The organism is Marinobacterium rhizophilum DSM 18822 (assembly GCF_000378045.1).
Classification (GTDB): Bacteria; Pseudomonadota; Gammaproteobacteria; order Pseudomonadales; family Balneatricaceae; genus Marinobacterium_A; species Marinobacterium_A rhizophilum.
Genome location: NZ_KB899089.1, coordinates 325,987 through 350,388 on the forward strand (window position 1 = coordinate 325,987; position 24,402 = coordinate 350,388).

A 24,402-nucleotide genomic window follows, 5' to 3' on the forward strand; every position below is an offset into this window, starting at 1 on the left:
AAGGCAGAATGGGCGGCTGGCTGATGATTGCAGGCCTGGGCCCCGGTGCCGAGACGATGATCACGCCGGAAGTGTCCGCCGCACTGGCCCAGGCCACCGACGTGGTGGGCTATGTGCCCTATGTCGAGCGGCTGGCGCCACGGCCGGGGCTGATGCGCCATGGCTCGGACAACCGCGAGGAGATCCGCCGCGCCGAACAGGCGCTGCAGCTGGCCGCCGACGGTCATCGGGTGGTGGTGGTGTCGTCGGGCGATCCCGGCGTATTCGCCATGGCGTCGGCCGTGTTCGAGGCGCTGGAGGCAGGCGACCCGGCCTGGCGCTCGCTGGATATTCGAGTATTGCCGGGTATTTCCGCCATGCTGGCCGCCAGCGCCCGTGCCGGTGCGCCGCTGGGGCATGATTTCTGCTGCATCAACCTGTCGGACAATCTCAAGCCCTGGGCGCTGATCGAGAAGCGGCTGTGCCTGGCCGCCGAGGCCGACTTTGCCATGGCGTTCTACAATCCCCGCTCGGCATCGCGCCCCGAGGGCTTTGCGCGCACGCTGCAGGTGCTGCGGGACGCCTGCGGCCCCGAGCGCCTGATCATCTTCGCCCGGGCCGTGTCGACGCCGCAGGAATCCATCAGGGTCTGCACCCTGGCCGAGGCACAGCCGGAGATGGCCGATATGCGCACCCTGGTGATCGTCGGTTCCAGCCAGACCCGGCGGATCGAGCGCGACGGCGAGTCCCTGGTCTACACGCCAAGGTCGGTATCGTGACCGAGCCACGCCAGCACCGCGTCAACGCTGTGCACTTCGGGTCGGGGCGCCGGCGCGGGCCGGTCAATCATCAGCACCGGCAGGCCCAGCTCGCGGGCCGCCCGAAGCTTGGAGGCCGCGCCTTCGCCACCGGCGTTCTTGCAGACGATACGTTCGATGCGGTGTGCTCGCAGCAAAGCCCGATCACCGTCGAGGGTAAAGGGGCCGCGATCAACGATCACCGAATGCCGGGGCAGGGGCGGCAGCGAACCGGGGGCATCGACCAGGCGCAGCAGGTAGTGGTGCTGCGCCTGGGCGGCAAATTCCGCCAGGTGCATGCGCCCGATCGCCAGCATGATCCGTTCGGCGGGGCCGGCGATTGCCTGCACCGCCGCTTCGACGCTGGCGACCCGTTGCCAGCGATCACCGGCGACCGGCTCCCAGGGCGGCCGCGTCAGCGCAATCAAGCCAACGCCGCAGCGTTCGGCCGCCGCCACCGCATGGCGGCTCATCTGGGCAGCAAAGGGATGGGTGGCATCGACCAGGTGCGTGATGCCGTTGTCCGCCAGGAAGGCGGCCAGGCCGTCGACACCACCGAAACCGCCGACGCGGGTCGGCAGCGGCTGCGGCTTCGGTGCGGTCACCCGGCCGGCATAGCTGAACAGGGCCGGAATCGAATATTCGCACAGGGTGCGGGCCAGGGCACTGGCTTCGGTGGTGCCCCCCAGAATCAGGACTTTCATCATGGCTGACGTTGCAAACGCTCCCTGGCTGTGGATTTTGGGCTGGGGGGAGAGTGGCACAGAGGGACTGACGCCGGCAAGCCGCAGCGCGCTGGATTCGGCCGAGGTCGTGTTTGGCGCGCGCCGCCATCTGCGCCTGCTGCCGCCGCTCGATGCCGAGGTGCGGGAATGGCCGGTGCCCTTTGCCGACGGCATTCCGCTGTTGCTGGCCGAGCGGGGACGGCGGGTGGTGCTGCTGGTCTCCGGCGATCCGTTCTGGTTCGGCGCCGGCACCACCCTGGCACGCCATCTGCCAACCGTTGAATGGCGGGCGCTGCCGTCGCCGTCCACCTTCAGCCTGGCGGCATCGCGCCTGGGCTGGGCGCTGGAGGGCTGTACCTGCCTGGGCCTGCATGCCAAACCGCTGACGCGCATTCGGCCCTACCTGCAGCGCGGCCGGCGCCTGCTGGTGCTGCTGCGCGACGGTAGCGCAGTGGCCGAGCTGGTAGGCCTGCTGCAACGCTTCGGTTTCGCTGCGTCCCGGCTGCATATTCTGGAGGCGCTGGGCGGCGCCGACGAGCGCATTCGCGCGCTCGGTGCAGACACTGCCTTGCCGGACGATATCGCCCACCCGGTCGCGCTGGCCTTGGAGGTCGATGGCACGGGGCCGGCGCTGGCGCTGACGCCGGGCTTGCCGGATGCGCTGTTCGAACACGACGGCCAGATCACCAAGCAAATGGTGCGTGCCATGACGCTGGCGGCGCTGGCCCCGACAGCGGGGGAGCGGCTATGGGATATCGGCACCGGCTCGGGCTCGATCGCCATCGAATGGCTGCTGGCGCATTCAGACAATAGCGCCCTGGCGTTCGAGCAGTCGGCTGAGCGGGCGGCGCGGGCGCGCCGCAATGCCTGCAACCTGGGCGTCGACTGGCTCGAGGTGATCGAGGGCGCGGCGCCGACGGTGCTGACGGACCAGCCGCCCCCCGATGCGGTATTCATCGGCGGCGGGCTCTCGGCAGCCTTGCTGCAGCACCTTTGGGAACACCTGCCGGGGGGCGTGCGCATCGTCGCCAACGCCGTCACCCTGGAGTCCGAAACATTGCTGGCCCAATGGCAGCAACGGGCCGGCGGTGAACTGCTACGGCTCGAACTGGCTGCCGCCGCGCCCATCGGCACACGACGGGGCTGGAAGGCCAGCTACCCCATCGTGCAGTGGCGGGTGACCCGGTGATCGTGGCGGGTTTCGGCTTTCGCCGGGCGGCGACACTGGCGTCACTGGCCGAGGTGCTGGACCGGCTGGCCGCACAGCACGGCCCGGTCGACCGGCTGGCTGCAACCGAGGCAATGCTGCCGCTGGTGCAGGCACTGGGCGCGGCACGCGGAATCGGCGTAATCCCGGTGGCGGACACCGCCCTGCCGGCGACCCGCACCCTCACGCGCTCCAGCCACAGCCTGCAGGCCCGGGGCACCGGCAGCGTCGCCGAGGCCGTCGCCCTGGTGGCGGCCGGCCCCGGCGCCGCGCTGCTGGGTCCGCGCTGGATTTCCGCAGACCGGCGGGCCACGGCCGCATTGGCCGTTGCCATCCAAGCGACAGAAACGACAGGAACGACCGCATGACCGTACATTTTATCGGCGCCGGGCCCGGCGCGCCGGATCTTCTGACCCTGCGGGGCCGGGATCTTATCGCCGCCTGCCCGGTATGCCTCTACGCGGGTTCCCTGGTGCCCGAACAGGTGCTGAAACATTGCCCTGACAATGCCAGGATCATCAATACAGCACCGCTGTCGCTGGACCAGATCATCGAGGAGATCCGCGTCGCCCACGCCGCGGGCCAGGATGTGGCCCGGCTGCATTCCGGCGACCTGTCGGTCTGGTCCGCCATGGGCGAGCAGCTGCGCCGGCTGCGCGCGCTGGACATTCCCTATGCCATTACCCCGGGCGTACCGTCCTTTGCCGCCGCCGCCGCGACCCTGGGACAGGAGCTGACGCTGCCGGGGGTCGCCCAGTCGGTCGTGCTGACACGCACGCCCGGGCGCGCCAGCGCCATGCCCAATGGCGAGACCCTGGCCAACTTCGCGCGCACCGGCGCCACCCTGGCGATTCACCTCTCCATCCATAACCTCGCCAAGGTGGTGGAAGAACTGGAGCCGTTTTACGGTGCCGACTGCCCGGTCGCCATCGTCTGGCGGGCCAGCTGGCCCGATGAGCGGGTGGTCCGGGCACGCCTGTCGACGGTTCAATCACATATCGACGCCGCCATGAACCGGACCGCCCTGATCCTGGTGGGGCCGGCGCTGGGTGCCGAGGACTTCGACGAAAGCTGCCTGTATTCGGTCGGGTATGACCGGCGCTTTCGCCCCCAGTCGGCGGACTCACCCTTTGCGAATAGCCCCGACGAGGACAGCGGGGCATGATCCGGCTTTCACTGATCGGCATTGGCACCGGCAACCCCGATCACGTCACGCTGGCCGCCGTGCGGGCGCTCAACACGGCGGACCTGATCCTGCTGCCGCGCAAGGGGGAGGGCAAGTCGGACCTGGTGGATCTGCGCCGCCTGCTGTGCCGCAACCTGCTGAACGCGTCATCGCAGGCCCGGGTGGTGGAGTTTGACTTGCCGCAGCGCGACAGCCGCAACGATTACCTCGGGGCGGTGGACGACTGGCACGACGCGATCGCCGCTGTCTGGGCAGACCTGATGGATACCCACCTGCCGGCGGGGGGGCGGGTCGGCATGCTGGTCTGGGGCGACCCGTCGCTGTACGACAGCAGCCTGCGCATCGCTGCACGCCTGGGTGCGGCCGGACGGGCGGTCGAGGTCGACGTAGTGCCGGGCATCACCAGTTTGCAGGTGCTCACCGCCGCGCACCAAATCCCCCTCAACGCGCTCGCCGAACCGGTGCTGATCACCACCGGCCGGCGCCTGCGGGAACGCGGCTGGCCCGAAGAAGCGACCAGGGTTGCGGTGATGCTCGACAGCGGCGGCGCCTTTGAAGCACTGCCGCCCGAAGGGCTCTATATCTGGTGGGGCGCCTATCTGGGGATGGACAAGCAATGCCTGCTCGACGGCCCCCTCGCGGAGGCGGGGCCACAGATCACGGCCCGCCGCGCCGCCCTGCGCGCACAGCATGGCTGGATCATGGATATCTACCTGCTGGCCCGGCGACCACGCTGAGGGGCGTCAGCGTCAAACCCCGGATGGTACAGGCTGAGGTCTGGACTGCGACCAGATCATCAGCAACGCGGCACCAAGCACCAGTACACCGCCGAGCAGGCTGTTTTCACTGAGGGTTTCGTGCAGCAGCAGCCAGGCCCAGAAGACCGATGCCACCGGTTCCAGCGTCGAGAAAATGGCGACATCGAACTGGCGCTGCAGCATGCCGATACCCTTGATCAGCAGGAGAAAGGGAATAAAGGTCGAGACGATACCCAGCGCCAGCACCGCACTCCAGCCCCGTACGCTCTGTGGCAGCTCGGCGTACCCCAGCACCGCCGGTACCGAAAACACCAGCGCCGCACCAATCAGCGTCCAGGCAGAGGAGCCCAGTGCATCACCGGCGGGCATCCAGCGGGGCGCCCCCACCAGGTAAGCGCTGTAAAAAAGTGCCGCACCAAAACCAAACAGGATACCGACCCAGGAGCCCGCAAAATCGCCGTCCAGGGTGAAATACACCCCCGCCAGGGCACCGGCCAGCGCCAGCACCCGCCCCCCGGTCAGGCTTTCCTGGCGCCTCGCCCAGGCCTGCATAAACACCAGCAGCGGAAACAGACTGAGCAGCATCACGGTGAGGCTCACTGTCACCTGCTGCAACGCAATGAAGTAGCACAGCGACGCCACACCATTGATCATCCCCAGCAGCCCGGGCCCGGGCCTCAGCCGGCGTGTCTTGCCCGGCAACAGCAACAGCAGCAGCAGGCTGGGAACCAGAAAGCGCAGCCACACCAGCCCCAGTGCGTTGGCACCGTCGGCATAGACCTCGCGGGCAAAAATCGGCTGCAGGCTAAAGCCCAGCGCAGCCAGCAACACCAGGGACGCGCCCTTTAGATAAAACCTGATTGGCATCAGCAAGGTATCCAGAAATATAAAGAGAGATGCAGTGAATCCTGAAAAGGCATTGCGGATTCGGCGGGCATGCCCGCCGGCATGTCAAATCAGCCAGTCATCCTGCCACGGATAGCGAGACAGAGGCTCGCAGCCCTCGGCGGTAATCAGTACCTGCTGTTCCAGCTTGATGCCTTCGTATCCGCCTTGTTCGCCGATATAACTCTCGACACACACCACCATGTTTTCCTCGAACACGCCGTCATAACCGCCGCTGTCCCAGTCGGATCCGGCATGGGCCACGGCCGGGAATTCATCGGCCAGGCCAACCCCGTGCACCAGGCAGCAATAGCGGTTGTGATGAAACGCCGGCGGAATTGGCCAGGCCTGGTGGGTGAAGTCCCGGTAGCTTAGCCCGGCTTTCAGCAGCGCCATGTTGGTGTGAATCTGCTCATGGGCCAGGCTGTAGAGCCTGCGCTGTTCATCGCTGGGCGCGACATGACCGACCGTCCAGGCTCTGGATATATCCGCACAATAGCCATAAGGACCGATCAGGTCGGTATCGAAAGAGACGATTTCGCCGACCTGCATCACTCGATCACTCGATTCCTGCATCCAGGGGTTGGTGCGGGGCCCCGAAGCCAGCAGCCGGGTTTCAATCCACTCGCCGCCGTTACGGATATTTTCAAAGTGCAGCCAGGCCCAGAGTTCGTTTTCCGTCATGCCGGGGCGCAACTCGTCATGCATGCGGGCAATGCCCTGCTCACAGACATTGATCGTCCAGCGCATCAGCGCCAGCTCGTCAGGCGACTTGATACGCCTGGCTTCCTCCATCAGGCTGTGACCCTCAACCACTTGCACGCCCAGACGCTGCAGCAGCTCCAACCCCTCGAGATCGGCCTTGTCGACCGCGAGCCGTGCCCCTTTACCACCATGATGACGCACCAGATCGGCAATTTCGTCGGCCCAGAGCGCCGCCTTTTCACTCATGCGCGAACCGGCGCCAAAGTAGCTCCAGTTCAGTGCCGGACGAATTTCATCGATCAGCTCATTGCCATCCTGCAGGTGCTCGCAGTTGTGGAACTCCCACAGTATTACCGGCCCCTGAGCGAACACCAGCGCATAGCGGGCGTAGTTATGCAGCGTCCAGACCTGCATGTTCGAGCTGTCGGTGGCATACCGGATATTGACCGGGTCATACAACAGCGTGGCCACACACCCATTGCGTTGTAGCTGCTGCCTGACCCGCTGTAAACGGTACCGACGGGCAGCACTGTGTACCTCTGGCGTCACCGGATTGCGCAACCCGTTCCCGGCCCTGGCTGACTCCGTGTGACAGCTGGTTTCCTCTGACATGGCTCACCCTGGGCCCGCGGCCTGTTGTTGTTATTCATTTGGTGCGACAAACAGGTCGCCCTGCGGGCAGACGCGGGCCTGTGTCATGCATCAGCCCACCAGGCTGAATTGAGCGGCTCAAAAATACCTGATCGCACCCGCAAGTAAATCGAAAAAAACTCACCAGGTCATGACCCAGGAACACAGGTTGAACAACTGCGGCGAAGCCACCCGCCAGTGCCTGTCGCAGCCCCGCAAAGCACGCAAGACACCAGCGATACGACGCCGGCGATCCAACGCCGGCGATCCAACGCCGGGAAAGCATCCGCGCAACCTAGTGATGAAGACTCGTTAAAGGATATCAACACATCACTAGATGAGTTATGAGAATCACAGGGGTTACCCACAGCAAAAAAAGATATACACAGGCAGAAAATAAGAATTACTTACCCACAGCTGCAGAACATTCTGCTCGGGCCCGTAACTTTACGAAGGAAATACGTCGTTCATACGGACGCTTACCCAGAGGCTGTGCACGGCTTATACCTGCCTTCAGCAACAGCTAACAAACCAGGTTATTAAACATACAAGTATATGTTTAATAACAATTTATATCATTTATACACAGAAAGTATCAACATGGGACGGCATGCCTGAACCTCGGGGCCGGTTACGCACAGCAAGTTGTACGACGACTACTGCAGCGTATTGTGGATAGAAAGGCTACTTGCACACAGCTTAATGACAGTTGATTCAGTGCAGCCGAAAATTTAATTCCAGGCTGCTGTGGATCATTGAATCCTGTGCATAGCTATGGGACAGCCCTCTGCACAACAGTGTGGATAAAGTACCGTGTGGATAACCAACGGTTTCATCAACAGGCTATGCAGAGCTTTGACCCTGCTCTGACAGCACCTTCATAACAACCTACCAACCACTGCAAGCAATTGTTTTTATTGAGTTAAATAGACTTTTGTACAGAAGGTGCGCTTACTAATAACAACAACAAATATAAAACACATATATAAAGAGAAATATATTTAACTCTTTAAGAACACAAAGCGTTGAACAAAAGGAAGTGTACATTTTTTGAACATTTTCTAATCGGCAACATGGGAGTATACTTAGCGCCCATTTTGCGGCTGACTCATCTGTCACGCCGAGCACTACTCAACAGAGGTACTCATCAGGTGGACTATCCAGGTCGTTTTGACGTGATCGTGATTGGTGGAGGTCATGCAGGCACCGAAGCCGCATTGGCCGCTGCACGCATGGGCGCCAAGACCCTGTTGCTGACCCACAATATTGAGACGCTCGGACAGATGTCCTGCAACCCCGCCATCGGTGGCATAGGCAAAAGTCATCTGGTCAAGGAGATCGATGCGCTCGGCGGCGCCATGGCGACCGCCACGGATCTCGGCGGCATCCAGTTTCGAGTACTGAATTCGCGCAAGGGGCCGGCCGTACGTGCGACCCGGGCCCAGGCTGACCGTATCCTGTACAAGGCAGCCGTGCGCGAGATTCTGGAAAACCAGCCCAATTTGCAGATCTTCCAGCAATCGGCAGATGACCTAATCATGCAAGGTGACACCGTGTGCGGTGTCGTGACCCAGACCGGTATTCGTTTTCATGCCACCTCGGTAATCCTGACGGCGGGTACCTTCCTCGGTGGACTGATTCATATCGGCCTGGAAAACCATTCCGCCGGTCGTGCCGGTGATCCGCCTTCCATTGCGCTGGCACATCGCCTGCGTGAACTGCCGCTGCGGGTCGACCGGTTGAAAACGGGCACTCCGCCGCGTATTGATGCCCGCTCGGTGGATTTTTCCGTCATGCAGGAGCAACCCGGTGATACCCCGGTACCGGTGATGTCCTTCATGGGCAACCTGAGCCAGCACCCGCGTCAGGTCAGCTGCTATATCACACACACAAACGAGCAGACCCACGAGATACTGCGCAAGGGTCTCGACCGCTCACCGATGTATACCGGTGTGATTTCCGGTGCGGGCCCGCGTTACTGCCCGTCGGTGGAAGACAAAATCATGCGTTTTGCCGACAAGACCTCGCACCAGGTGTTTGTTGAGCCTGAAGGACTGACGACGCACGAACTCTACCCCAACGGTATTTCCACCAGTTTGCCCTTTGACATCCAGCTGGAAGCCGTACGTTCCATCCGTGGCTTCGAGCACGCCCATATCACTCGGCCGGGTTACGCGATCGAGTATGACTTCTTTAATCCCCAGGATCTGAAGCACAGCCTGGAAACCAAGCATATCAACGGGCTGTTTTTTGCCGGCCAGATAAATGGCACGACGGGGTACGAAGAGGCCGGTGCTCAGGGCCTGCTGGCGGGTATCAACGCGGCCAACCGCGCTTTCGAGCGCGATGCCTGGCATCCGCGTCGGGATGAAGCCTATATCGGTGTTCTGGTCGATGACCTGATTACCCACGGCACCGCCGAGCCCTATCGCATGTTTACCAGCCGCGCCGAATATCGCCTGATCCTGCGCGAAGACAATGCCGACCTGCGCCTGACCGAAAAGGGCCGTGAACTGGGGCTGGTCTGTGATGCGCGCTGGGCGCATTTCTGCAACAAGCGCGAAGCGATCGAGCAGGAAAAACAGCGTCTGCGCGACACCTGGGTGCAGCCGGGCAGTGATGTTGCCGCCGTGCTGAATGCCAAACTCAAGACACCGCTGAGCCGGGAATACAATCTGGCCGACCTGATCAAGCGGCCCGAGCTCGAGTACCTCGATGTTGCCTCCACTACCGGTGGCCCGGTGGCCGATCCTCAGGTCGCTGAGCAGGTTGAAATTCAGTTCAAGTACGCCGGTTACATTGATCGCCAGCGCGAAGAAATCGAGCAGATGCAGCGCCAGGAAAATACCGCGCTGCCGGCGGACATGGACTATAGCCTGATCAGTGGCTTGTCCAACGAACTGCGCTCAAAACTTGAGTCCGTGCAGCCGGCAACCATCGCTCAGGCGTCTCGCATTCAAGGTATGACACCGGCAGCCATTTCGTTGCTGCTGGTGTATCTGAAAAAACACCGCTTCAAATCCAGCCAGGAACAGGCCGCCAGCTAATGGATGCAAAACTCAAGCAACAGTTGGTGCGCCAAACCGGTGCAATGGGCATCGAATTGACCCCGCAACAGGCAGATCAGCTGATGGCGTATCTGGCGTTGCTGGTCAAATGGAACAAGGCCTACAACCTCACCGCCGTCCGTGACCCGGCCCAGATGGTGGACCGTCACCTGGTCGACAGTCTCAGCGTTCTGCCTTATATCACGGGCCCGCGTCTGATCGATGTGGGCAGCGGCCCAGGCCTGCCCGGTATCCCGCTGGCCATATGCCGCCCTGATATCGCGGTGACCACGCTGGACAGCAATGGTAAAAAGACCCGTTTTCAGACCCAGGTCAAGGCCGAACTCGGGCTCGATAATCTGGACGTGATCAATGCGCGGGCCGAAAGCTGTGATCGGCCGCCGTTTGATCAGGTGATTTCCAGGGCCTTCGCGTCCCTGGAGGCGATGCTGCACTGGACATCCCACCTGTGCCGCGAAGATGGTGTTTTTCTTGCAATGAAAGGTCTGTATCCTGATGACGAACTTCAGGCATTGACGCCCGGAGTTGAACTCAAGGCCAGTCACCCACTGCGGGTGCCGGGTAGCGAGGGTGCGCGTCATCTGTTGATTCTAGGGAGATCCTGACCTTGGCGAAAATCCTCACCATTACCAACCAGAAAGGGGGGGTGGGCAAGACAACCACCTGCGTCAATCTGGCAGCGTCGCTTGCTGCCACCAAGAAGCGCGTACTGATGATCGACCTGGATCCCCAGGGCAATGCCACCATGGGAAGCGGGATCGACAAGCACACGCTCGAACTGTCTGCCTATGATGTGCTGACGGATCAGGCGAGTGCCGCCGAGGCGCGCCTGACCGAAGTGACGGGCGGTTACCACGTGATTGGTGCCAATGGCGATCTGACCGCGGCCGAGGTCGAGTTGCTCAATCTGCCGCGGCGCGAGTTTCGCCTCAAGATGGCACTGATGGAAGTGATGGACGAGTACGATTACATTCTGCTCGACAATCCGCCCTCGCTTAACCTGCTGACCGTCAATGCACTGGCCTGTTCCAGCGGTGTCATTATTCCCATGCAGTGCGAGTACTACGCGCTGGAAGGTATCAGCGCGCTGGTGGGCACCATCAACAAGATCAATCAGCGCCTTAATCCGGAACTGAAGATAGAGGGCATTCTGCGTACCATGTTCGACCCGCGCATGAGTCTGACCCGCGATGTCTCCAATCATCTCGTTGACTACTTTGGTGATCAGGTGTACCGCACCGTGATTCCGCGTAATGTGCGGCTGGCCGAAGCCCCCAGTCATGGCTTGCCGGCACTGATGTACGACAAAAGCTCCCGCGGTGCGCTGGCCTATCTGGCGCTGGCGGGTGAGCTTATCCGCAAGACGGCGCAGGAAAAAGCCGCGGCTGTCGATAAAGAACAGGTACAGGAAGCAAACTGATGGCTGCAATGAAACGGGGCCTGGGACGCGGGCTGGATGCGCTGTTATCCACGGTGGAACAGGTACATGAACCGGTTGTAGAGGATAGCGCCAAGCCGCTGGACGGTTACCGTCTGCTGTCGGTCGATGCAATCCAGCGTGGCCGCTACCAGCCCCGGCGTGATCTGGAGCCTGGCGCGCTGGAAGAACTGGCCGATTCCATTCGCGCGCAGGGCATCATGCAGCCGATCGTGGTGCGCTCCGTGGAGGGCAACAACCGCTTCGAGATCATTGCCGGTGAGCGGCGCTGGCGTGCCGGCCAGATGGCCGGCCTGACGGAAATACCGGCGCTGGTGCGCGAAGTGCCCGATGAAGCCGCCATTGCCATGGCCTTGATCGAAAACATTCAGCGCGAAAATCTCAATCCCATTGAGGAGGCCGTGGCGCTGCAGCGCCTGCAGCAGGAGTTCGAACTGACCCAGCAGCAGGTGGCCAAGGCTGTCGGCAAATCACGCTCCACCATCGCCAACCTTCTACGGCTCATGAAGCTGGAAGAAGAGGTCAAGAAGATGCTTGATTACGGCGACCTGGAAATGGGCCATGCCCGTGCCTTGCTGGCGCTGGAAAGTGAAGCCCAGCTCGAAGCCGCCCGCGAAGTGGTGGCCCGTGGCCTGACTGTGCGTCAGACCGAAGCCCTGGTGCGCAAGTTGCAGTCCCCCCAGTCGCAACCTGTCGAACCGACCCAGCCCGACCCGACCCTGGAGCAGCTGGCAGGTGAGCTGTCGGCGCGCTTCTCTGCGCCCGTCTCGATCAGCCGTAACGTCCGGGGCAAGGGCAAAATCAGCATTTCCTATAATAGCGAAGCCGAATTGAATGCCATTCTAGAAAATCTTAAATAGCAATTAATAAAATCATGTTGGTTGTTTTTTGAACTCTTGTTTACTGATTGCATTAAAATCGGCCATTTTTATCCTGTCCTGTGAACACTTTTTACGGCCTTAGTAACCGAAAAAGGTGCCTCTTTAGTACCTTAGTGCAAATGGCGTTTACTTCGGTTGATGCCATACAGCAATACCCCTATAATCGGCACGCTGTTCAGGGGGGATTATCTGAACAGCTTTATCAGAACAGGATAACTCGGGGGAAAACATGGGGAGCCAGCGTGCAGGGGCCCTGTCCCGGGATACAAGGAAAGACGTCCTTGCTGTTCTGCTAATTCAAGCGTGTGTGATGTTGGCGCTATCGGCAGCTTTACTGCTGAAAGGATATGTAGTTGCTTACTCTGCTTTCCTGGGTGGGCTTATTTATCTAGTGCCTAATCTGTATGTCGCATTGCGAACATTGCCCCATCGTGCAGGTTCTACGGCCGGAATGGTGCTTGCGCAGTTATATGCTGGCCAAATATGGAAAATGGCGCTGTCAGTCGCTGGCTTTGCCGCGACTTTTATCTGGGTCAAGCCCGTCAGTCCATTTTCCATATTTGGTATGTTCATCCTGATGCAGTTGCTGGGTATGGTGCTGCTGATGAAGTCCAAAAAACGGTTCCTGAAACTTTAAGTGAGAGAGACTGAGAATGGCGAGCGGGACAGTTACATCCTCAGAATACATATCGCACCATCTGACCAATCTTACGTTTGGTAACCACCCTGTAGAGGGCTGGAAACTGGCCGAAAGTGCTGGCGAAGCGGCAGCAATGGGCTTTTGGGCGATCAACGTCGACACCATGCTGTGGTCCGTCGGTCTGGGCGTATTCTTCCTTTGGTTCTTCGGCAAGGTTGCCAAGGCTGCGACCGCCGGCGTACCTGGCAATACCCAGAACTTCATCGAGACGATCATCGAGTTTGTCGATGACAACGTCAGAAGCATCTTTCATTACAAAAACCCGGTAATCGCGCCGCTGTCACTGACCATCTTCGTCTGGGTTTTCCTGATGAACCTGATGGATCTGGTGCCGGTCGACTGGCTGCCGTACATCGCGGGCCAGATGGGCATCCACTTCATGAAAGTGGTACCGACCACCGATGTCAACGCTACCGGCGGTATGGCGCTGAGCGTATTCGCCCTGATTGTTTACTACAGCATTAAGCAGAAAGGCGTAAGTGGCTTCATGAAAGAGCTGTCTTTCCAGCCGCTGCCGAAGATTTTCATGCCTTTCAACCTGTTTCTTGAAATCGTGGGTCTGCTGGCGAAGCCGGTATCACTGGCACTTCGTTTGTTCGGTAACATGTACGCCGGTGAAATGATCTTCATTCTGATTGCTCTGCTGCCATTCTGGATTCAGTGGCTGCTAGCAGTACCCTGGGCGATTTTCCATATCCTGATTATCACCCTGCAGGCATTCATCTTCATGGTACTCACAATCGTGTACCTGGCGATGGCACACGATGACCACTGATTGAAATATCAATCAGGGAACATTGAAAAACAGTTTGCTTTAAAAATTTAATCCTTAACTTAACCTTGAAAATACTGGAGAAATCTAATGGCTGAACTGCTGTATATCGCTGCTGCGTTGATGCTGGGTCTGGGTGCAATCGGTGCTGCTATCGGCATCGGTATCCTGGGTGGCAAGTTCCTGGAAGGCGCTGCTCGTCAGCCGGAACTGGTTCCGCTGCTTCGCACACAGTTCTTCATCGTCATGGGTCTGGTCGACGCGATCCCGATGATCGGCGTAGGTCTGGGTCTGTACGTACTGTTCGCTGTTGCTGGCTAATAAGTAGAATCGATCCTGTTTCCCTATGGGTAACTACTTTTTAGACAACCGCGAGAGGTAATGGCGTGAATATCAATCTAACCATCATTGGTCAGGCCATTGCATTCTTCATCTTTGTCGTTTTCTGCATGAAGTATGTATGGCCACCGATTACCGGTGCCCTGGCAGAACGTAAGAAGAAGATTGCTGAAGGCCTGGACGCTGCCGACCGCGCTACACGTGATTTGCACCTGGCCCAGGAAAAGGCCACTGCAAATCTGCGTGAGAGCAAGCTGGAAGCAGCCGCCATCATTGAACAAGCCAATAAGCGGGCGAGCCAGATCATCGATGAAGCCAAGGAGCAGGCACGGGCAGAAGCTGACCGTGTCAAAGCAGCCGCTCAGGCCGAAATCGAGCAGGACGTCAATCGCGCCAAGGAAGCCCTGCGTGCGCAGGTCGCTACTCTGGTCGTGGCTGGCGCCGAAAAGATTCTGGAAACCTCTATTGACGAGAAAGCCCATGCTCAGCTGCTAAACAAGCTGGCTACCGAGCTTTAAGCGAGGTTTATGATGGCTGAACTTAATACAGTCGCTCGGCCCTATACAAAAGCTGCGTTTGAATTTGCGCTGGCTCAGGGAACACTCGACGCCTGGTCCGACATGCTCCATCTTGCCGCCTCTGTGGCGCAAGATGAGCGGATGGCCCTTGTGCTGAGTAACCCTGCGTTAACCAGCAAGCAGAAAGCGCAGGCGATCCTCAGTGTCTGTGATGACAGCCTGAGCGACGCCGGCAGGAATTTTATTACCCTGCTGGCTGAAAATCGCCGTTTGGCTCTGCTGCCGGAAATCCTGGCGCAGTTCGAGCAGCTGAAAGCCAATCAGCAACAGTCCGTCGATATCGATGTGACTACGGCTTTCGAACTGGACGAGCAGCAGCAACAGAAACTTACTCAGGCAATCGGCGCCAAGCTGGGCCGCGATGTGAAAATGACGACTCAGGTAGACAAGTCTATCCTGGGCGGCGTTGTTATCCGTAGCGCAGACCTGGTAATCGACGGTTCGGTCCGTGCCCGACTGGCAAAACTGACCGAAGCGATGAGCTCCTGAGGGTGAGGTAATATCATGCAGCAACTGAATCCATCTGAGATCAGCGAGATTCTCAAGAAGCGCATCGAGAAGCTCGATGTGTCTTCTGAAGCCCGCAACGAGGGCACTATCGTCAGCGTGTCCGATGGTATCATCCTGATCCACGGTCTGGCTGATGTCATGTACGGGGAAATGATCGAATTCCCTGGCGGCGTATACGGTCTGGCACTGAACCTGGAGCGTGACTCCGTCGGTGCTGTTGTACTGGGTGACTACCAGAGCCTGGTAGAGGGCATGACTGCCCGTTGCACCGGCCGCATCCTGGAAGTGCCTGTTGGTCCGGAAATGCTCGGTCGCGTCGTCGACGCCCTGGGTATCCCGATCGACGGCAAGGGCCCGCTCGAAACCAAAATGACCGATGCAATTGAAAAAGTTGCACCGGGCGTTATCGACCGTCAGTCGGTTGATCAGCCGGTCCAGACCGGTCTGAAAGCCATCGATGCCATGGTACCCATCGGTCGTGGCCAGCGTGAGCTGATCATCGGTGACCGTCAGATCGGTAAGACGGCGATCGCCATCGACGCGATCATCAACCAGAAGGGCACTGGCATCAAGTGTATCTACGTTGCGGTTGGACAGAAACAGTCCACCATCGCCAACGTGGTACGCAAGCTGGAAGAGCACGGCGCAATGGATCACACCATCGTTGTTGCCGCTGGCGCTTCCGATCCCGCTGCCATGCAGTTCCTGGCGCCTTACGCCGGTGCAACCATGGGTGAATACTTCCGCGACCGCGGTGAAGATGCCCTGATTGTATTTGACGACCTGACCAAGCAGGCCTGGGCGTATCGCCAGATCTCCCTGCTGCTGCGTCGTCCGCCGGGCCGTGAAGCTTACCCGGGTGACGTTTTCTACTTGCACTCCCGTCTGCTGGAGCGTGCTGCACGCGTCAGTGCTGACTACGTCGAGAAGTTCACCAACGGTGAAGTGAAAGGCCAGACCGGCTCGCTGACGGCTCTGCCGATCATCGAGACCCAGGGCGGCGACGTATCTGCATTCGTACCGACCAACGTTATCTCCATCACCGATGGTCAGATCTTCCTGGAGTCGAGCCTGTACAACTCAGGTATTCGCCCGGCGATCAACGCGGGTCTGTCCGTATCCCGTGTAGGTGGTGCTGCTCAGACCAAGATCATCAAGAAACTGGGTGGCGGTGTGCGTCTGGCACTGGCTCAGTACCGTGAGCTGGCTGCATTTGCGCAGTTTGCCTCCGACCTTGATGAAATCACCCGCGGTCAGCTGGAACACGGTCAGCGCGTTACCGAGCTGATGAAGCAGAAACAGTACTCGCCGATGTCGGTTGCCGACATGGGTCTGAGCCTGTTTGCCGCGAACGAAGGCTTCCTGAACGATGTTGAACTGAACAAGATCGGCGCTTTTGAAGCCGCCCTGATCTCCTACTTCAAGTCCGAATATGCGGACCTGATGGCTCAGGTTAACGTTGCCGGTGCCTATAACGACGAGATTTCGGCGCAGTTCAAGGCCGGTATCGAGAAGTTCAAGTCAACCCAGACCTGGTAACAGCCCTAGGGCAGAGGGTCTGCGGGCACAGCCCGCAGACCGATAACCGGTTCAAGGTATAAAGGCGGAACTATGGCAGTCGGAAAAGAGATAAAGACGCAAATTGCGAGCATCGGCAGCACGCGCAAAATTACTAGCGCCATGGAAATGGTGGCCGCCAGTAAGATGCGCAAGGCTCAGGATCGCATGCAGTCGTCCCGACCGTACGCTCGCAGTATCCGTGGCGTTATTCAGCATCTGGCCAAGTCCAATCCTGAATACTCTCACCTCTACATGCAGGAACGTGAGGCCAAGCGTGTCGGCTACATCATCGTAGCCAGTGACCGCGGTCTCTGTGGCGGCCTGAACGCAAACGTGTTCAAGGCAGCCATGAAGAGCATGAAGGGTTACCACGACAAGGGCGTTGCGATCGATGTCTGTGCGCTGGGCGCAAAGGCGTTGTCCTTCTTCAAGAGCTACGGCGGCAACGTGGTAGCGGCTAAGACGCATCTGGGTGACGCGCCTGTACTGTCTGAGCTGATCGGCTCGGTCAAGGTGATGTTCGATGCGTTTGCAGAAGGCAAGCTGGATCGCCTGTTTGTGGTGTCGAATGAATTCGTCAACACCATGACACAGAAACCCGTGGTCGAGCAGATCTTGCCGCTGCGGGCTGAAGACGACGACAAACAGCTGAGCCATCACTGGGATTACATCTACGAGCCGGACGCGAAAGAGCTGCTTAACGGGCTGCTCAGTCGTTACGTCGAGTCGGTAGTCTACCAGGCGGTGGTCGAGAACAATGCCTGTGAACAGGCAGCCCGTATGCTGGCGATGAAGAACGCGACAGATAACGCCGGCGACCTGATAGACGAGCTCAAGATGGTTTACAACAAGGCTCGTCAAGCTGCGATTACTCAGGAAATTTCCGAGATCGTCAGCGGCGCCGCTGCAGTTTGATGCAGTCAACGGGTTTAAACGTTTAAGAGGATCCGAACATGAGTAGCGGACAAATCGTTCAGATTATCGGCGCCGTCGTCGACGTGGAATTCCCGCGTGACAGCGTGCCGAAAGTGTATGACGCCCTGACAGTACCTAAAGTCGGCCTGACGCTGGAAGTACAGCAGCAGCTGGGTGACGGTGTGGTACGTGCAATTGCCATGGGCCAGACCGAAGGCGTAAGCCGTGGTCTGACTGTAGAAAACACTGGTGCTCCGGTTTCCGTACCTGTTGGTAAGGAAACACTGGGTCGCATCATGGATGTACTCGGCAACCCGATTGACGACGCAGGTCCCATCGGTGAAGAAGAGCGCATGCCGATTCACCGCAAAGCCCCGTCTTACGCGGAACAGGCAGCATCCAACGAACTGCTGGAAACCGGCATCAAGGTCATCGACCTGGTGTGCCCGTTTGCCAAGGGCGGCAAGGTTGGTCTGTTTGGTGGTGCCGGTGTGGGCAAGACCGTCAACATGATGGAGCTCATCCGTAACATCGCCATCGAGCACAGCGGTTACTCCGTGTTCGCAGGTGTGGGTGAGCGTACCCGTGAAGGTAACGACTTCTACTACGAGATGAAAGAGTCCAACGTACTGGACAAAGTATCTCTGGTATATGGTCAGATGAACGAGCCGCCGGGTAACCGTCTGCGTGTAGCCCTGACCGGTCTGACCATGGCGGAAAAATTCCGTGATGAAGGCCGCGACGTACTGCTGTTCGTCGACAACATCTACCGTTACACCCTGGCGGGAACCGAAGTATCGGCTCTGCTGGGTCGTATGCCTTCCGCGGTAGGTTACCAGCCGACGCTGGCCGAGGAGATGGGCGTTCTGCAGGAACGTATCACCTCCACCAAGACCGGTTCCATCACGTCCATCCAGGCGGTCTACGTACCGGCGGATGACTTGACTGACCCGTCTCCGGCAACCACCTTCTCCCACCTTGATGCGACTGTAGTACTGTCCCGTCAGATCGCCGAGCTGGGTATCTACCCGGCTGTGGACCCGCTGGACTCCACGTCCCGTCAGCTGGATCCGCTGGTTATCGGTCAGGAACACTACGACATCGCCCGTCAGGTGCAGAACGTGTTGCAGCGTTACAAGGAACTGAAGGACATCATCGCGATTCTGGGTATGGACGAGCTGTCTGAAGAAGACAAGCAGATCGTATCCCGTGCGCGTAAGATCCAGCGTTTCCTGTCCCAGCCGTTCTTCGTAGCTGAAGTATTCACCGGTGCATCCGGCAAGTACGTATCGCTGAAAGACACCATCCGTGGCTTTAAGGGCATTCTGGAAGGCGAGTTCGACTCCCTGCCGGAACAGGCCTTCTACATGGTTGGCGGTATCGAAGAAGCGGTTGAGAAAGCCAAGAACCTGTAAGGTTCTGGTCGGAAACCTTTAAGAGGTAACAAGCATGGCTATGACTGTTCATTGCGATATCGTGAGTGCCGAAGGCGAAGTTTTCTCCGGCCTGATCGAGTTCGTATCGGTAACAGGTAGCCTGGGTGACCTGGGTATCTACCCGGGTCACGCTCCGCTTCTGACGGAACTGAAACCAGGCCCTATCGAGGTGCGCAAGCAGGGCGGCGAAGAAGACGTGTTTTACGTCTCCGGCGGCTTTCTCGAAGTGCAGGCACACAAGGTCATCGTACTCGCAGACACTGCGCTACGAGCCCATGACCTGAGTGAAGCCGCTGCGCTCGAGGCACAGACACATGCGCAACAGGAGATGGCTGACAAATCCGCCGAGTTTGAATACTCGCGGGCGGCCACGCAGTTGGCCGAAGCTGCTGCGCAGCTTCGTACTCTGCAGCACATTCGCAAGAAAAGTGGCAAACACTGATTCTTCGATGTGATCTCGACAAAAAAGGCAGCCCAAGTGGCTGCCTTTTTTTGTCCTGCGCAAAAGATGCCGACGAGGTTCGCGGCGAGGCGCCGCTCCTACAGCAGCCCCCACAGGGTATCGAATACGATCTTCTGGGCGGCGGACACTTCACGCGAATCGATCACCACCGCGGTGGGGTAGTTTTCCGATGCCAGGGAAATGATGGCCACCTTGGGGGGATAGATGGCGATATAGGCCGCATCCACTGGGCCTTCGGTGCGAATCCATTTGCGTTCTGACAGTTCTGCATCCTCGCCGCCTTCGCCAATGGCAATGACCCGCACCTGGATGCCGCGGGCAATGCGCTGCACCGTATAGGTCGGGAAGGGGCGGTACAGGTGGCGGCGGATGGGCTTGGACGAAAACACCGAGTAGGCCGCGTCCGGCTGGCCGGATACCGTATTGAGAATGTCCCGCAGCACGAACTCGATACCGTCGTCGCCCTCATAGAACTGCACATTGGCGGCGCTGAAATCGGGCTTGAGGTGATTGAGTTCGGGAATCACCTTGCCACGCAGCTGTCCGATCGCGTTGTCCAGCGAAGCCTGACGTTCCTGCGCCATCTGCAGCAGTACCTCGGGGTCGCGGGGTGAGAAGTAACGTCGCTTGCCCTTGGGCAGGTAGGTGACAACGCCCTTGCCCTGCAGGCTCTTGAGGCATTCGTAAGCGGTACCGCGGTTGATGCCGGCCTTGTCGGCAATGGTGCGGATGGCACTGGGTCCCAGGCTCAGCAAGGCACGGTAAATGCGTACTTCGCGCTCGTCCAGGCCCAGCAGGCTAAAGATGGATTCGGTCATTTTGTCAAAATTTTACTGACAACAGATATTGAATCTGCTTTTGTATCAGCTAAAGTCTGCAACGAATAGCCCCAGGCTACCATTAACCGGATAAAACGCGCAGTGGCGCAGGATTGGCGTAACGATGTCATTGGATGTGATTATTCTGGCTGCCGGGCAGGGCAGCCGCATGAAATCGAAAAAACCCAAGGTGCTGCACGGCATCGGCGGCAAGCCGATGGTGCAGCACGTCATCGATTGCGCCCTTGAACTGGATGCGCCCCGTATCCACGTGGTGGTGGGTCATGGCGCCGATCAGGTGCGTGACGCCCTGGGCAGTCAGGCGCTGAAATTCGTACTCCAGGCCGAGCAGCTGGGTACCGGTCATGCGGTGGCCCAGGCACTGGAGGGAACCGATCCCGACGGCATCAGCCTGGTGCTGTATGGCGATGTGCCGCTGACCCGCAGTGAGACGCTTCGCGAGCTGGTCGACATTGCCCGCCAGGATAAACTGGGTCTGCTGACCGTGAAGCTTGGCGACCCCAGTGGCTATGGCCGTATCATCCGCACCGAGGCCGGCCAGGTGGCGGCCATTGTCGAACACAAGGATGCCAGCGAGGCCCAGCGTGCGGTGTCGGAGGTCAATACCGGTATCCTGGCGCTGCCGACGCACTTGCTGATCGACTGGCTGCCCCGGCTGTCCAGCAACAATGCCCAGGGTGAGTACTACCTCACCGATGTGATCGCCATGGCGGCGGACCAGGGCGTGCTGATCGAGGCGATCCAGCCGGAATTCGAACAGGAAGTGCAGGGGGTGAATAACCGCCAGCAGCAGGCCGAGCTGGAACGCTGGTACCAGCTGCGTGAAGCGCAGCGCCTGATGAATCAGGGCGTCACCCTGCGGGATCCGTTACGTCTCGATGTACGCGGTAACCTGAGCGCAGGTTTTGACGTGGTGATCGACATCAACTGCGTGTTTGAAGGCCAGGTGCAGCTTGGCAATGACGTGACCATCGGTCCCAACTGCCATATCAGCGATGCGGTGATCGGCGATGGCTGCCATATCAAGGCGAATTCCGTCATCGAACAGGCGCAGCTGCAGGAAAACTGCGATATTGGTCCCTTTGCGCGCCTGCGGCCGGGCTCGGTACTTGCCGCCGGGGTAAAGGTCGGCAACTTTGTCGAAACCAAGAAGGCCCGTATCGGTGAAGGTTCCAAGGTCAGTCACCTGAGCTATATCGGTGACGCCCAGATTGGCAGCGACGTTAATGTCGGCGCCGGCACCATTACCTGCAACTATGACGGCGTGAACAAGTTCCAGACCGAGATCGGCGATGGCGCTTTTATCGGTTCCAACAGCGCCCTGGTGGCGCCGGTGAAAGTGGGTGCAGGCGCGACAGTCGGCGCCGGCTCCACCATCACCAAGGATGTGGCCGACGATCAGCTGTCGGTGGCCCGTGGCAAGCAGCGCAACCTCGAAAACTGGCAGCGTCCGGTCAAGCAGAAGGATTAAGGATATGTGTGGAATCGTTGGTGCCATCGCGGCGCGTCCGGTATCGGAAATTCTGCTAGAAGGGCTGCGCCGGCTGGAGTACCGGGGCTATGACTCCGCCGGTATGGCGGTCTGGGACGGCAGCCAGATCAACCGCCTGCGCCGCGCCGGCAAGGTACAGGCGCTGGGCGATGCGCTAGCTGAAACCCCGCTGGATGGTCAGCTGGGCATCGCCCATACCCGCTGGGCCACCCACGGCAAGCCGACCGAAAACAATGCCCATCCGCACATGTCGGGCGCGCGCCTGGCGGTGGTGCACAACGGCATTATCGAAAACTTCGAGACCCTCAAGCGCGAGCTGATCGAAAAAGGCTACGAATTCACTTCAGATACCGACACCGAAGTCATCGCCCACCTGCTGGACAGCGCCATATCGGCCGGTGCCAGCGTGCTGGACGCGGTGCGCCAGTGCGTGGCTCAACTCAACGGTGCCTTTGCGCTGGGGGTGATGCACGAGGACTATCCGGGCGAGCTGATCACGGCGCGCAAGGGCAGTCCGCTGGTGATCGGGGTAGGCATCGGCGAGAACTTTATCGGTTCCGACCCGCTGGCGCTGCTGCAGGTCACCGACCGCTTCATCTACCTGGAAGAGGGCGATGTCGCCCGCCTGCGTCGCCTCGGAATCGAAATCTGGAACGCCGCCGGTGAGTCGGTCGAGCGACCGGTGCTGCAGTTCCAGCACGGCTCCGGCAGCGTCGACAAGGGCGAATACAAGCACTACATGCTCAAGGAAATTTACGAGCAGCCCCGTGTTGTGCATGCCGCCATGGAAGGGCGCCTGGGTGCCGAACGGGTACTGGAGGAGGCCTTTGGCGTTACCGCGCCGGCGATTTTTGATCAGGTCAAACAGGTGCAGATCGTGGCCTGCGGCACCAGCTACCATGCCGGGCTTATCGCCAAGTACTGGATCGAGGACCTGGCCGGTATTCCCTGCATGGTCGAGGTTGCCAGCGAGTTCCGTTACCGCAAGGTGGTGCTGCCTAAGGGGACACTCTTTGTCAGCATTTCCCAGTCGGGCGAGACCGCCGATACCCTGGCGGCGCTGCGCGAAGTGCGTGATCGCATTCTCGCCAGCCTGACTATCTGTAACGTGCCGGGCAGCTCCCTGGTGCGCGAATCCGACCTGTGCCTGATGACCAATGCCGGCCCCGAAATCGGTGTGGCATCGACCAAGGCCTTTACCACCCAGCTGGTTGCACTGCTGTTGACCACCCTGGTGCTGGGCCGCCGGCATGAGCTGACCGATGCAGCAGAAGCCGCTATCGTGGCGGATCTGAAAAAGCTGCCGGCGTTGCTGGATCAGGTACTGGGGCTGGATCCCGCCATCGAAAAAATGGCCGAGGCCTTTGCCGAGAAACACCACGCCCTGTTCCTGGGTCGCGGTACCTTGAATCCGGTGGCGATGGAAGGGGCCCTCAAGCTCAAGGAAATTTCCTACATTCACGCCGAGGCCTACGCCGCCGGCGAGCTCAAGCACGGCCCGCTGGCCCTGGTCGACAAGGACATGCCGGTGGTCACGGTGGCACCGCGCAACGAGATGCTCGACAAGCTCAAGGCCAACCTGCAGGAAGTGCGTGCCCGCGGTGGCGAACTGTTCGTATTTGCCGGCAGCCGGCAGGAAGTGCAGCCCGAAGAAGGTGTGCAGGTGCTGGAATTACCACCGGTTCCGGGTATCCTCGAGCCGATCGTCTACACCCTGCCGCTGCAGCTGCTGTCCTACCATGTCGCCGTGCTCAAGGGCACCGATGTCGACCAGCCACGCAACCTGGCGAAGTCAGTGACGGTGGAGTAGCACGACATCTGAACGTTTTCATGCGCTGCCCGACGCCCATCCTTGAGCGAACGCTTTGCATGGGCGTCGGCGCGCGAATCAGGGCGCCGTAATGGCCGGGCGACCAACCTGGTGGATAGCTGTTTGGCTGTGCCGAGCTCGGCCAAGGAATTGGTCTTGGCGGCGTCGCAATGAACTTATCCGGCTCCGCTCGAGTCCACTGCGCTACTGAGGAGGAACAGTGATGCTGAACAGGCTTAAAGCGGCGTTGGCCGAGGTATTTCAGCTGGGTGACGAAAACGCGGGTGTGATGTCGCAAGACGGTGTTTCCCTGGCATCGGCGGCGTTGATGGTGGAGGTGATCGCATCCGACTACGAACAAAGGCCGCAGGAGCAGGAAACGCTGCTGGCGATTGTGCAGCGCAGTTTCGGGCTCACTGCCGCGGATGCCGCGCAGCTGCTGCAGCGAGCTGAGGAAGCGCACCGGCAATCCACTGACTATTTTCGCTTTACCTCGCAACTCAACGAGAGCTGCACGCCGCAGGAGAAGGTGGCGCTGATCGAAAATCTGTGGCGCATCGCCTTCGCCGACGGTGAGCTGCATCACTACGAAGAGCATGTCATTCGCCGCATCGCCGACCTGATTCACGTATCCCATACGGACTTTATTTCTGCGAAACACCGTGCCGCAGCGTCGTGCTGATCGCTTAGCGGTTCACCGACGGACCGTCCAGCAACACCAGTCCACAA

General features: G+C 59.7%; 25 protein-coding genes. 21 read left to right on the forward strand and 4 right to left on the reverse strand.

The window, feature by feature from the left end:
* Positions 1-8: 8 nt before the first annotated feature.
* The gene (cobJ, locus tag F451_RS0101470; protein WP_026291413.1) at positions 9-758 is read left to right on the forward strand and encodes a precorrin-3B C(17)-methyltransferase; all 750 of its coding nucleotides are present in this window, start codon (positions 9-11) and stop codon (positions 756-758) included.
* On the opposite strand, the gene F451_RS0101475 is transcribed toward cobJ, so the two are convergent.
* Positions 734-1,483 carry a cobalt-precorrin-6A reductase gene (locus F451_RS0101475; RefSeq protein WP_020679572.1) on the reverse strand — a complete coding sequence of 250 codons (750 nt, stop codon included), beginning with the start codon at positions 1,481-1,483 and terminating at the stop codon, positions 734-736. The two genes, cobJ and F451_RS0101475, sit on opposite strands and share 25 nt — an antisense overlap.
* Here F451_RS0101475 and F451_RS0101480 point away from each other — a divergent pair.
* The 4 genes from F451_RS0101480 to cobF are packed head-to-tail and all read left to right on the forward strand — an operon-like array spanning position 1,482 to position 4,631.
* A complete protein-coding gene (locus F451_RS0101480) occupies positions 1,482-2,690 on the forward strand; it encodes a bifunctional cobalt-precorrin-7 (C(5))-methyltransferase/cobalt-precorrin-6B (C(15))-methyltransferase (protein ID WP_020679573.1) in 1,209 nt (402 codons plus the stop codon). The two genes, F451_RS0101475 and F451_RS0101480, sit on opposite strands and share 2 nt — an antisense overlap.
* The gene (locus F451_RS0101485; protein ID WP_020679574.1) at positions 2,687-3,076 is read left to right on the forward strand and encodes a cobalamin biosynthesis protein; all 390 of its coding nucleotides are present in this window, start codon (positions 2,687-2,689) and stop codon (positions 3,074-3,076) included. Before F451_RS0101480 ends, F451_RS0101485 begins: the two co-directional genes overlap by 4 nt.
* Positions 3,073-3,873, forward strand: a complete 801-nt coding sequence (gene cobM, locus F451_RS0101490) for a precorrin-4 C(11)-methyltransferase (RefSeq protein ID WP_020679575.1) — start codon at positions 3,073-3,075, stop codon at positions 3,871-3,873. Before F451_RS0101485 ends, cobM begins: the two co-directional genes overlap by 4 nt.
* On the forward strand, positions 3,870-4,631 hold the full coding sequence (gene cobF / locus F451_RS0101495) for a precorrin-6A synthase (deacetylating) (RefSeq protein ID WP_020679576.1): 762 nt from the start codon (positions 3,870-3,872) through the stop codon (positions 4,629-4,631). The genes cobM and cobF overlap by 4 nt, the downstream gene beginning before the upstream one ends.
* Before the next feature lie 12 nt (positions 4,632-4,643).
* Here the strand turns inward: cobF and F451_RS0101500 are convergent, their stop codons facing one another.
* Positions 4,644-5,519, reverse strand: coding sequence for a DMT family transporter (locus tag F451_RS0101500; protein WP_020679577.1), 876 nt, complete (start codon positions 5,517-5,519; stop codon positions 4,644-4,646).
* A gap of 84 nt (positions 5,520-5,603) precedes the next feature.
* Positions 5,604-6,854, reverse strand: a complete 1,251-nt coding sequence (locus tag F451_RS0101510) for a M24 family metallopeptidase (RefSeq protein WP_026291416.1) — start codon at positions 6,852-6,854, stop codon at positions 5,604-5,606.
* 1,169 nt (positions 6,855-8,023) lie between these two features.
* On the opposite strand from F451_RS0101510, the gene mnmG reads away from it, so the two are divergent.
* From mnmG to F451_RS0101575, 13 genes are all read left to right on the forward strand, one after another.
* Positions 8,024-9,919, forward strand: a complete 1,896-nt coding sequence (gene mnmG / locus F451_RS0101515) for a tRNA uridine-5-carboxymethylaminomethyl(34) synthesis enzyme MnmG (protein ID WP_020679579.1) — start codon at positions 8,024-8,026, stop codon at positions 9,917-9,919.
* On the forward strand, positions 9,919-10,545 hold the full coding sequence (gene rsmG, locus F451_RS0101520) for a 16S rRNA (guanine(527)-N(7))-methyltransferase RsmG (protein WP_020679580.1): 627 nt from the start codon (positions 9,919-9,921) through the stop codon (positions 10,543-10,545). Before mnmG ends, rsmG begins: the two co-directional genes overlap by 1 nt.
* A 2-nt stretch (positions 10,546-10,547) precedes the next feature.
* Complete coding sequence (locus F451_RS0101525) at positions 10,548-11,360, forward strand: ParA family protein (protein WP_020679581.1); 813 nt, start codon at positions 10,548-10,550, stop codon at positions 11,358-11,360.
* Positions 11,360-12,238 carry a ParB/RepB/Spo0J family partition protein gene (locus tag F451_RS0101530; protein ID WP_020679582.1) on the forward strand — a complete coding sequence of 293 codons (879 nt, stop codon included), beginning with the start codon at positions 11,360-11,362 and terminating at the stop codon, positions 12,236-12,238. Before F451_RS0101525 ends, F451_RS0101530 begins: the two co-directional genes overlap by 1 nt.
* Positions 12,239-12,488: 250 nt before the next feature.
* A complete protein-coding gene (locus F451_RS24475; RefSeq protein WP_020679583.1) occupies positions 12,489-12,896 on the forward strand; it encodes an ATP synthase subunit I in 408 nt (135 codons plus the stop codon).
* 16 nt (positions 12,897-12,912) lie between these two features.
* Positions 12,913-13,734 (forward strand): F0F1 ATP synthase subunit A, encoded by an 822-nt coding sequence (atpB, locus tag F451_RS0101540; RefSeq protein WP_026291417.1) that lies wholly within the window; start codon positions 12,913-12,915, stop codon positions 13,732-13,734.
* Positions 13,735-13,821: 87 nt separating this feature from the next.
* Positions 13,822-14,052: a F0F1 ATP synthase subunit C gene (gene atpE, locus F451_RS0101545; RefSeq protein WP_020679585.1), complete on the forward strand. Its 231-nt coding sequence runs from the start codon at positions 13,822-13,824 to the stop codon at positions 14,050-14,052.
* Between the two features lie 65 nt (positions 14,053-14,117).
* Entirely contained in the window at positions 14,118-14,588 is a 471-nt protein-coding gene (locus F451_RS0101550; RefSeq protein ID WP_020679586.1) for a F0F1 ATP synthase subunit B, read from the forward strand.
* Between the two features lie 12 nt (positions 14,589-14,600).
* Entirely contained in the window at positions 14,601-15,137 is a 537-nt protein-coding gene (locus F451_RS0101555) for a F0F1 ATP synthase subunit delta (RefSeq protein WP_026291418.1), read from the forward strand.
* Positions 15,138-15,152: 15 nt separating this feature from the next.
* Positions 15,153-16,697, forward strand: a complete 1,545-nt coding sequence (atpA, locus tag F451_RS0101560; RefSeq protein ID WP_020679588.1) for a F0F1 ATP synthase subunit alpha — start codon at positions 15,153-15,155, stop codon at positions 16,695-16,697.
* Positions 16,698-16,769: 72 nt separating this feature from the next.
* The gene (atpG, locus tag F451_RS0101565) at positions 16,770-17,633 is read left to right on the forward strand and encodes a F0F1 ATP synthase subunit gamma (RefSeq protein ID WP_020679589.1); all 864 of its coding nucleotides are present in this window, start codon (positions 16,770-16,772) and stop codon (positions 17,631-17,633) included.
* A gap of 38 nt (positions 17,634-17,671) precedes the next feature.
* Positions 17,672-19,048, forward strand: coding sequence for a F0F1 ATP synthase subunit beta (gene atpD, locus F451_RS0101570; protein ID WP_020679590.1), 1,377 nt, complete (start codon positions 17,672-17,674; stop codon positions 19,046-19,048).
* A gap of 34 nt (positions 19,049-19,082) precedes the next feature.
* A complete protein-coding gene (locus F451_RS0101575; protein ID WP_026291419.1) occupies positions 19,083-19,511 on the forward strand; it encodes a F0F1 ATP synthase subunit epsilon in 429 nt (142 codons plus the stop codon).
* A gap of 98 nt (positions 19,512-19,609) precedes the next feature.
* Here F451_RS0101575 and F451_RS0101580 read toward each other — a convergent pair whose 3' ends face one another.
* The gene (locus F451_RS0101580; RefSeq protein WP_020679592.1) at positions 19,610-20,350 is read right to left on the reverse strand and encodes a TrmB family transcriptional regulator; all 741 of its coding nucleotides are present in this window, start codon (positions 20,348-20,350) and stop codon (positions 19,610-19,612) included.
* Between the two features lie 124 nt (positions 20,351-20,474).
* On the opposite strand from F451_RS0101580, the gene glmU reads away from it, so the two are divergent.
* The 3 genes from glmU to F451_RS0101595 all read left to right on the forward strand — a co-directional run bounded on the left by glmU (position 20,475) and on the right by F451_RS0101595 (position 24,355).
* Positions 20,475-21,842 (forward strand): bifunctional UDP-N-acetylglucosamine diphosphorylase/glucosamine-1-phosphate N-acetyltransferase GlmU, encoded by a 1,368-nt coding sequence (gene glmU / locus F451_RS0101585; protein ID WP_020679593.1) that lies wholly within the window; start codon positions 20,475-20,477, stop codon positions 21,840-21,842.
* A gap of 4 nt (positions 21,843-21,846) precedes the next feature.
* The gene (gene glmS / locus F451_RS0101590; protein WP_020679594.1) at positions 21,847-23,673 is read left to right on the forward strand and encodes a glutamine--fructose-6-phosphate transaminase (isomerizing); all 1,827 of its coding nucleotides are present in this window, start codon (positions 21,847-21,849) and stop codon (positions 23,671-23,673) included.
* Between the two features lie 223 nt (positions 23,674-23,896).
* Positions 23,897-24,355, forward strand: a complete 459-nt coding sequence (locus tag F451_RS0101595; RefSeq protein ID WP_020679595.1) for a tellurite resistance TerB family protein — start codon at positions 23,897-23,899, stop codon at positions 24,353-24,355.
* Positions 24,356-24,402 lie beyond the last annotated feature (47 nt).

Bases quoted from the DNA above. Each gene is read 5' to 3' on its own strand.
- atpA (WP_020679588.1), top strand. From the start codon at position 15,153: ATGCAGCAACTGAATCCATCTGAGATCAGCGAGATTCTCAAGAAGCGC.
- cobM (WP_020679575.1), top strand. From the start codon at position 3,073: ATGACCGTACATTTTATCGGCGCCGGGCCCGGCGCGCCGGATCTTCTG.
- cobF (WP_020679576.1), top strand. From the start codon at position 3,870: ATGATCCGGCTTTCACTGATCGGCATTGGCACCGGCAACCCCGATCAC.
- atpD (WP_020679590.1), top strand. From the start codon at position 17,672: ATGAGTAGCGGACAAATCGTTCAGATTATCGGCGCCGTCGTCGACGTG.
- atpE (WP_020679585.1), top strand. From the start codon at position 13,822: ATGGCTGAACTGCTGTATATCGCTGCTGCGTTGATGCTGGGTCTGGGT.
- F451_RS0101580 (WP_020679592.1), bottom strand. From the start codon at position 20,350: ATGACCGAATCCATCTTTAGCCTGCTGGGCCTGGACGAGCGCGAAGTA.
- glmU (WP_020679593.1), top strand. From the start codon at position 20,475: ATGTCATTGGATGTGATTATTCTGGCTGCCGGGCAGGGCAGCCGCATG.
- F451_RS0101555 (WP_026291418.1), top strand. From the start codon at position 14,601: ATGGCTGAACTTAATACAGTCGCTCGGCCCTATACAAAAGCTGCGTTT.
- cobJ (WP_026291413.1), top strand. From the start codon at position 9: ATGGGCGGCTGGCTGATGATTGCAGGCCTGGGCCCCGGTGCCGAGACG.
- F451_RS0101595 (WP_020679595.1), top strand. From the start codon at position 23,897: ATGCTGAACAGGCTTAAAGCGGCGTTGGCCGAGGTATTTCAGCTGGGT.
- F451_RS0101500 (WP_020679577.1), bottom strand. From the start codon at position 5,519: ATGCCAATCAGGTTTTATCTAAAGGGCGCGTCCCTGGTGTTGCTGGCT.
- atpB (WP_026291417.1), top strand. From the start codon at position 12,913: ATGGCGAGCGGGACAGTTACATCCTCAGAATACATATCGCACCATCTG.
- F451_RS0101475 (WP_020679572.1), bottom strand. From the start codon at position 1,483: ATGATGAAAGTCCTGATTCTGGGGGGCACCACCGAAGCCAGTGCCCTG.
- F451_RS24475 (WP_020679583.1), top strand. From the start codon at position 12,489: ATGGGGAGCCAGCGTGCAGGGGCCCTGTCCCGGGATACAAGGAAAGAC.
- F451_RS0101510 (WP_026291416.1), bottom strand. From the start codon at position 6,854: ATGTCAGAGGAAACCAGCTGTCACACGGAGTCAGCCAGGGCCGGGAAC.
- F451_RS0101530 (WP_020679582.1), top strand. From the start codon at position 11,360: ATGGCTGCAATGAAACGGGGCCTGGGACGCGGGCTGGATGCGCTGTTA.
- rsmG (WP_020679580.1), top strand. From the start codon at position 9,919: ATGGATGCAAAACTCAAGCAACAGTTGGTGCGCCAAACCGGTGCAATG.
- glmS (WP_020679594.1), top strand. From the start codon at position 21,847: ATGTGTGGAATCGTTGGTGCCATCGCGGCGCGTCCGGTATCGGAAATT.
- atpG (WP_020679589.1), top strand. From the start codon at position 16,770: ATGGCAGTCGGAAAAGAGATAAAGACGCAAATTGCGAGCATCGGCAGC.
- F451_RS0101575 (WP_026291419.1), top strand. From the start codon at position 19,083: ATGGCTATGACTGTTCATTGCGATATCGTGAGTGCCGAAGGCGAAGTT.
- F451_RS0101480 (WP_020679573.1), top strand. From the start codon at position 1,482: ATGGCTGACGTTGCAAACGCTCCCTGGCTGTGGATTTTGGGCTGGGGG.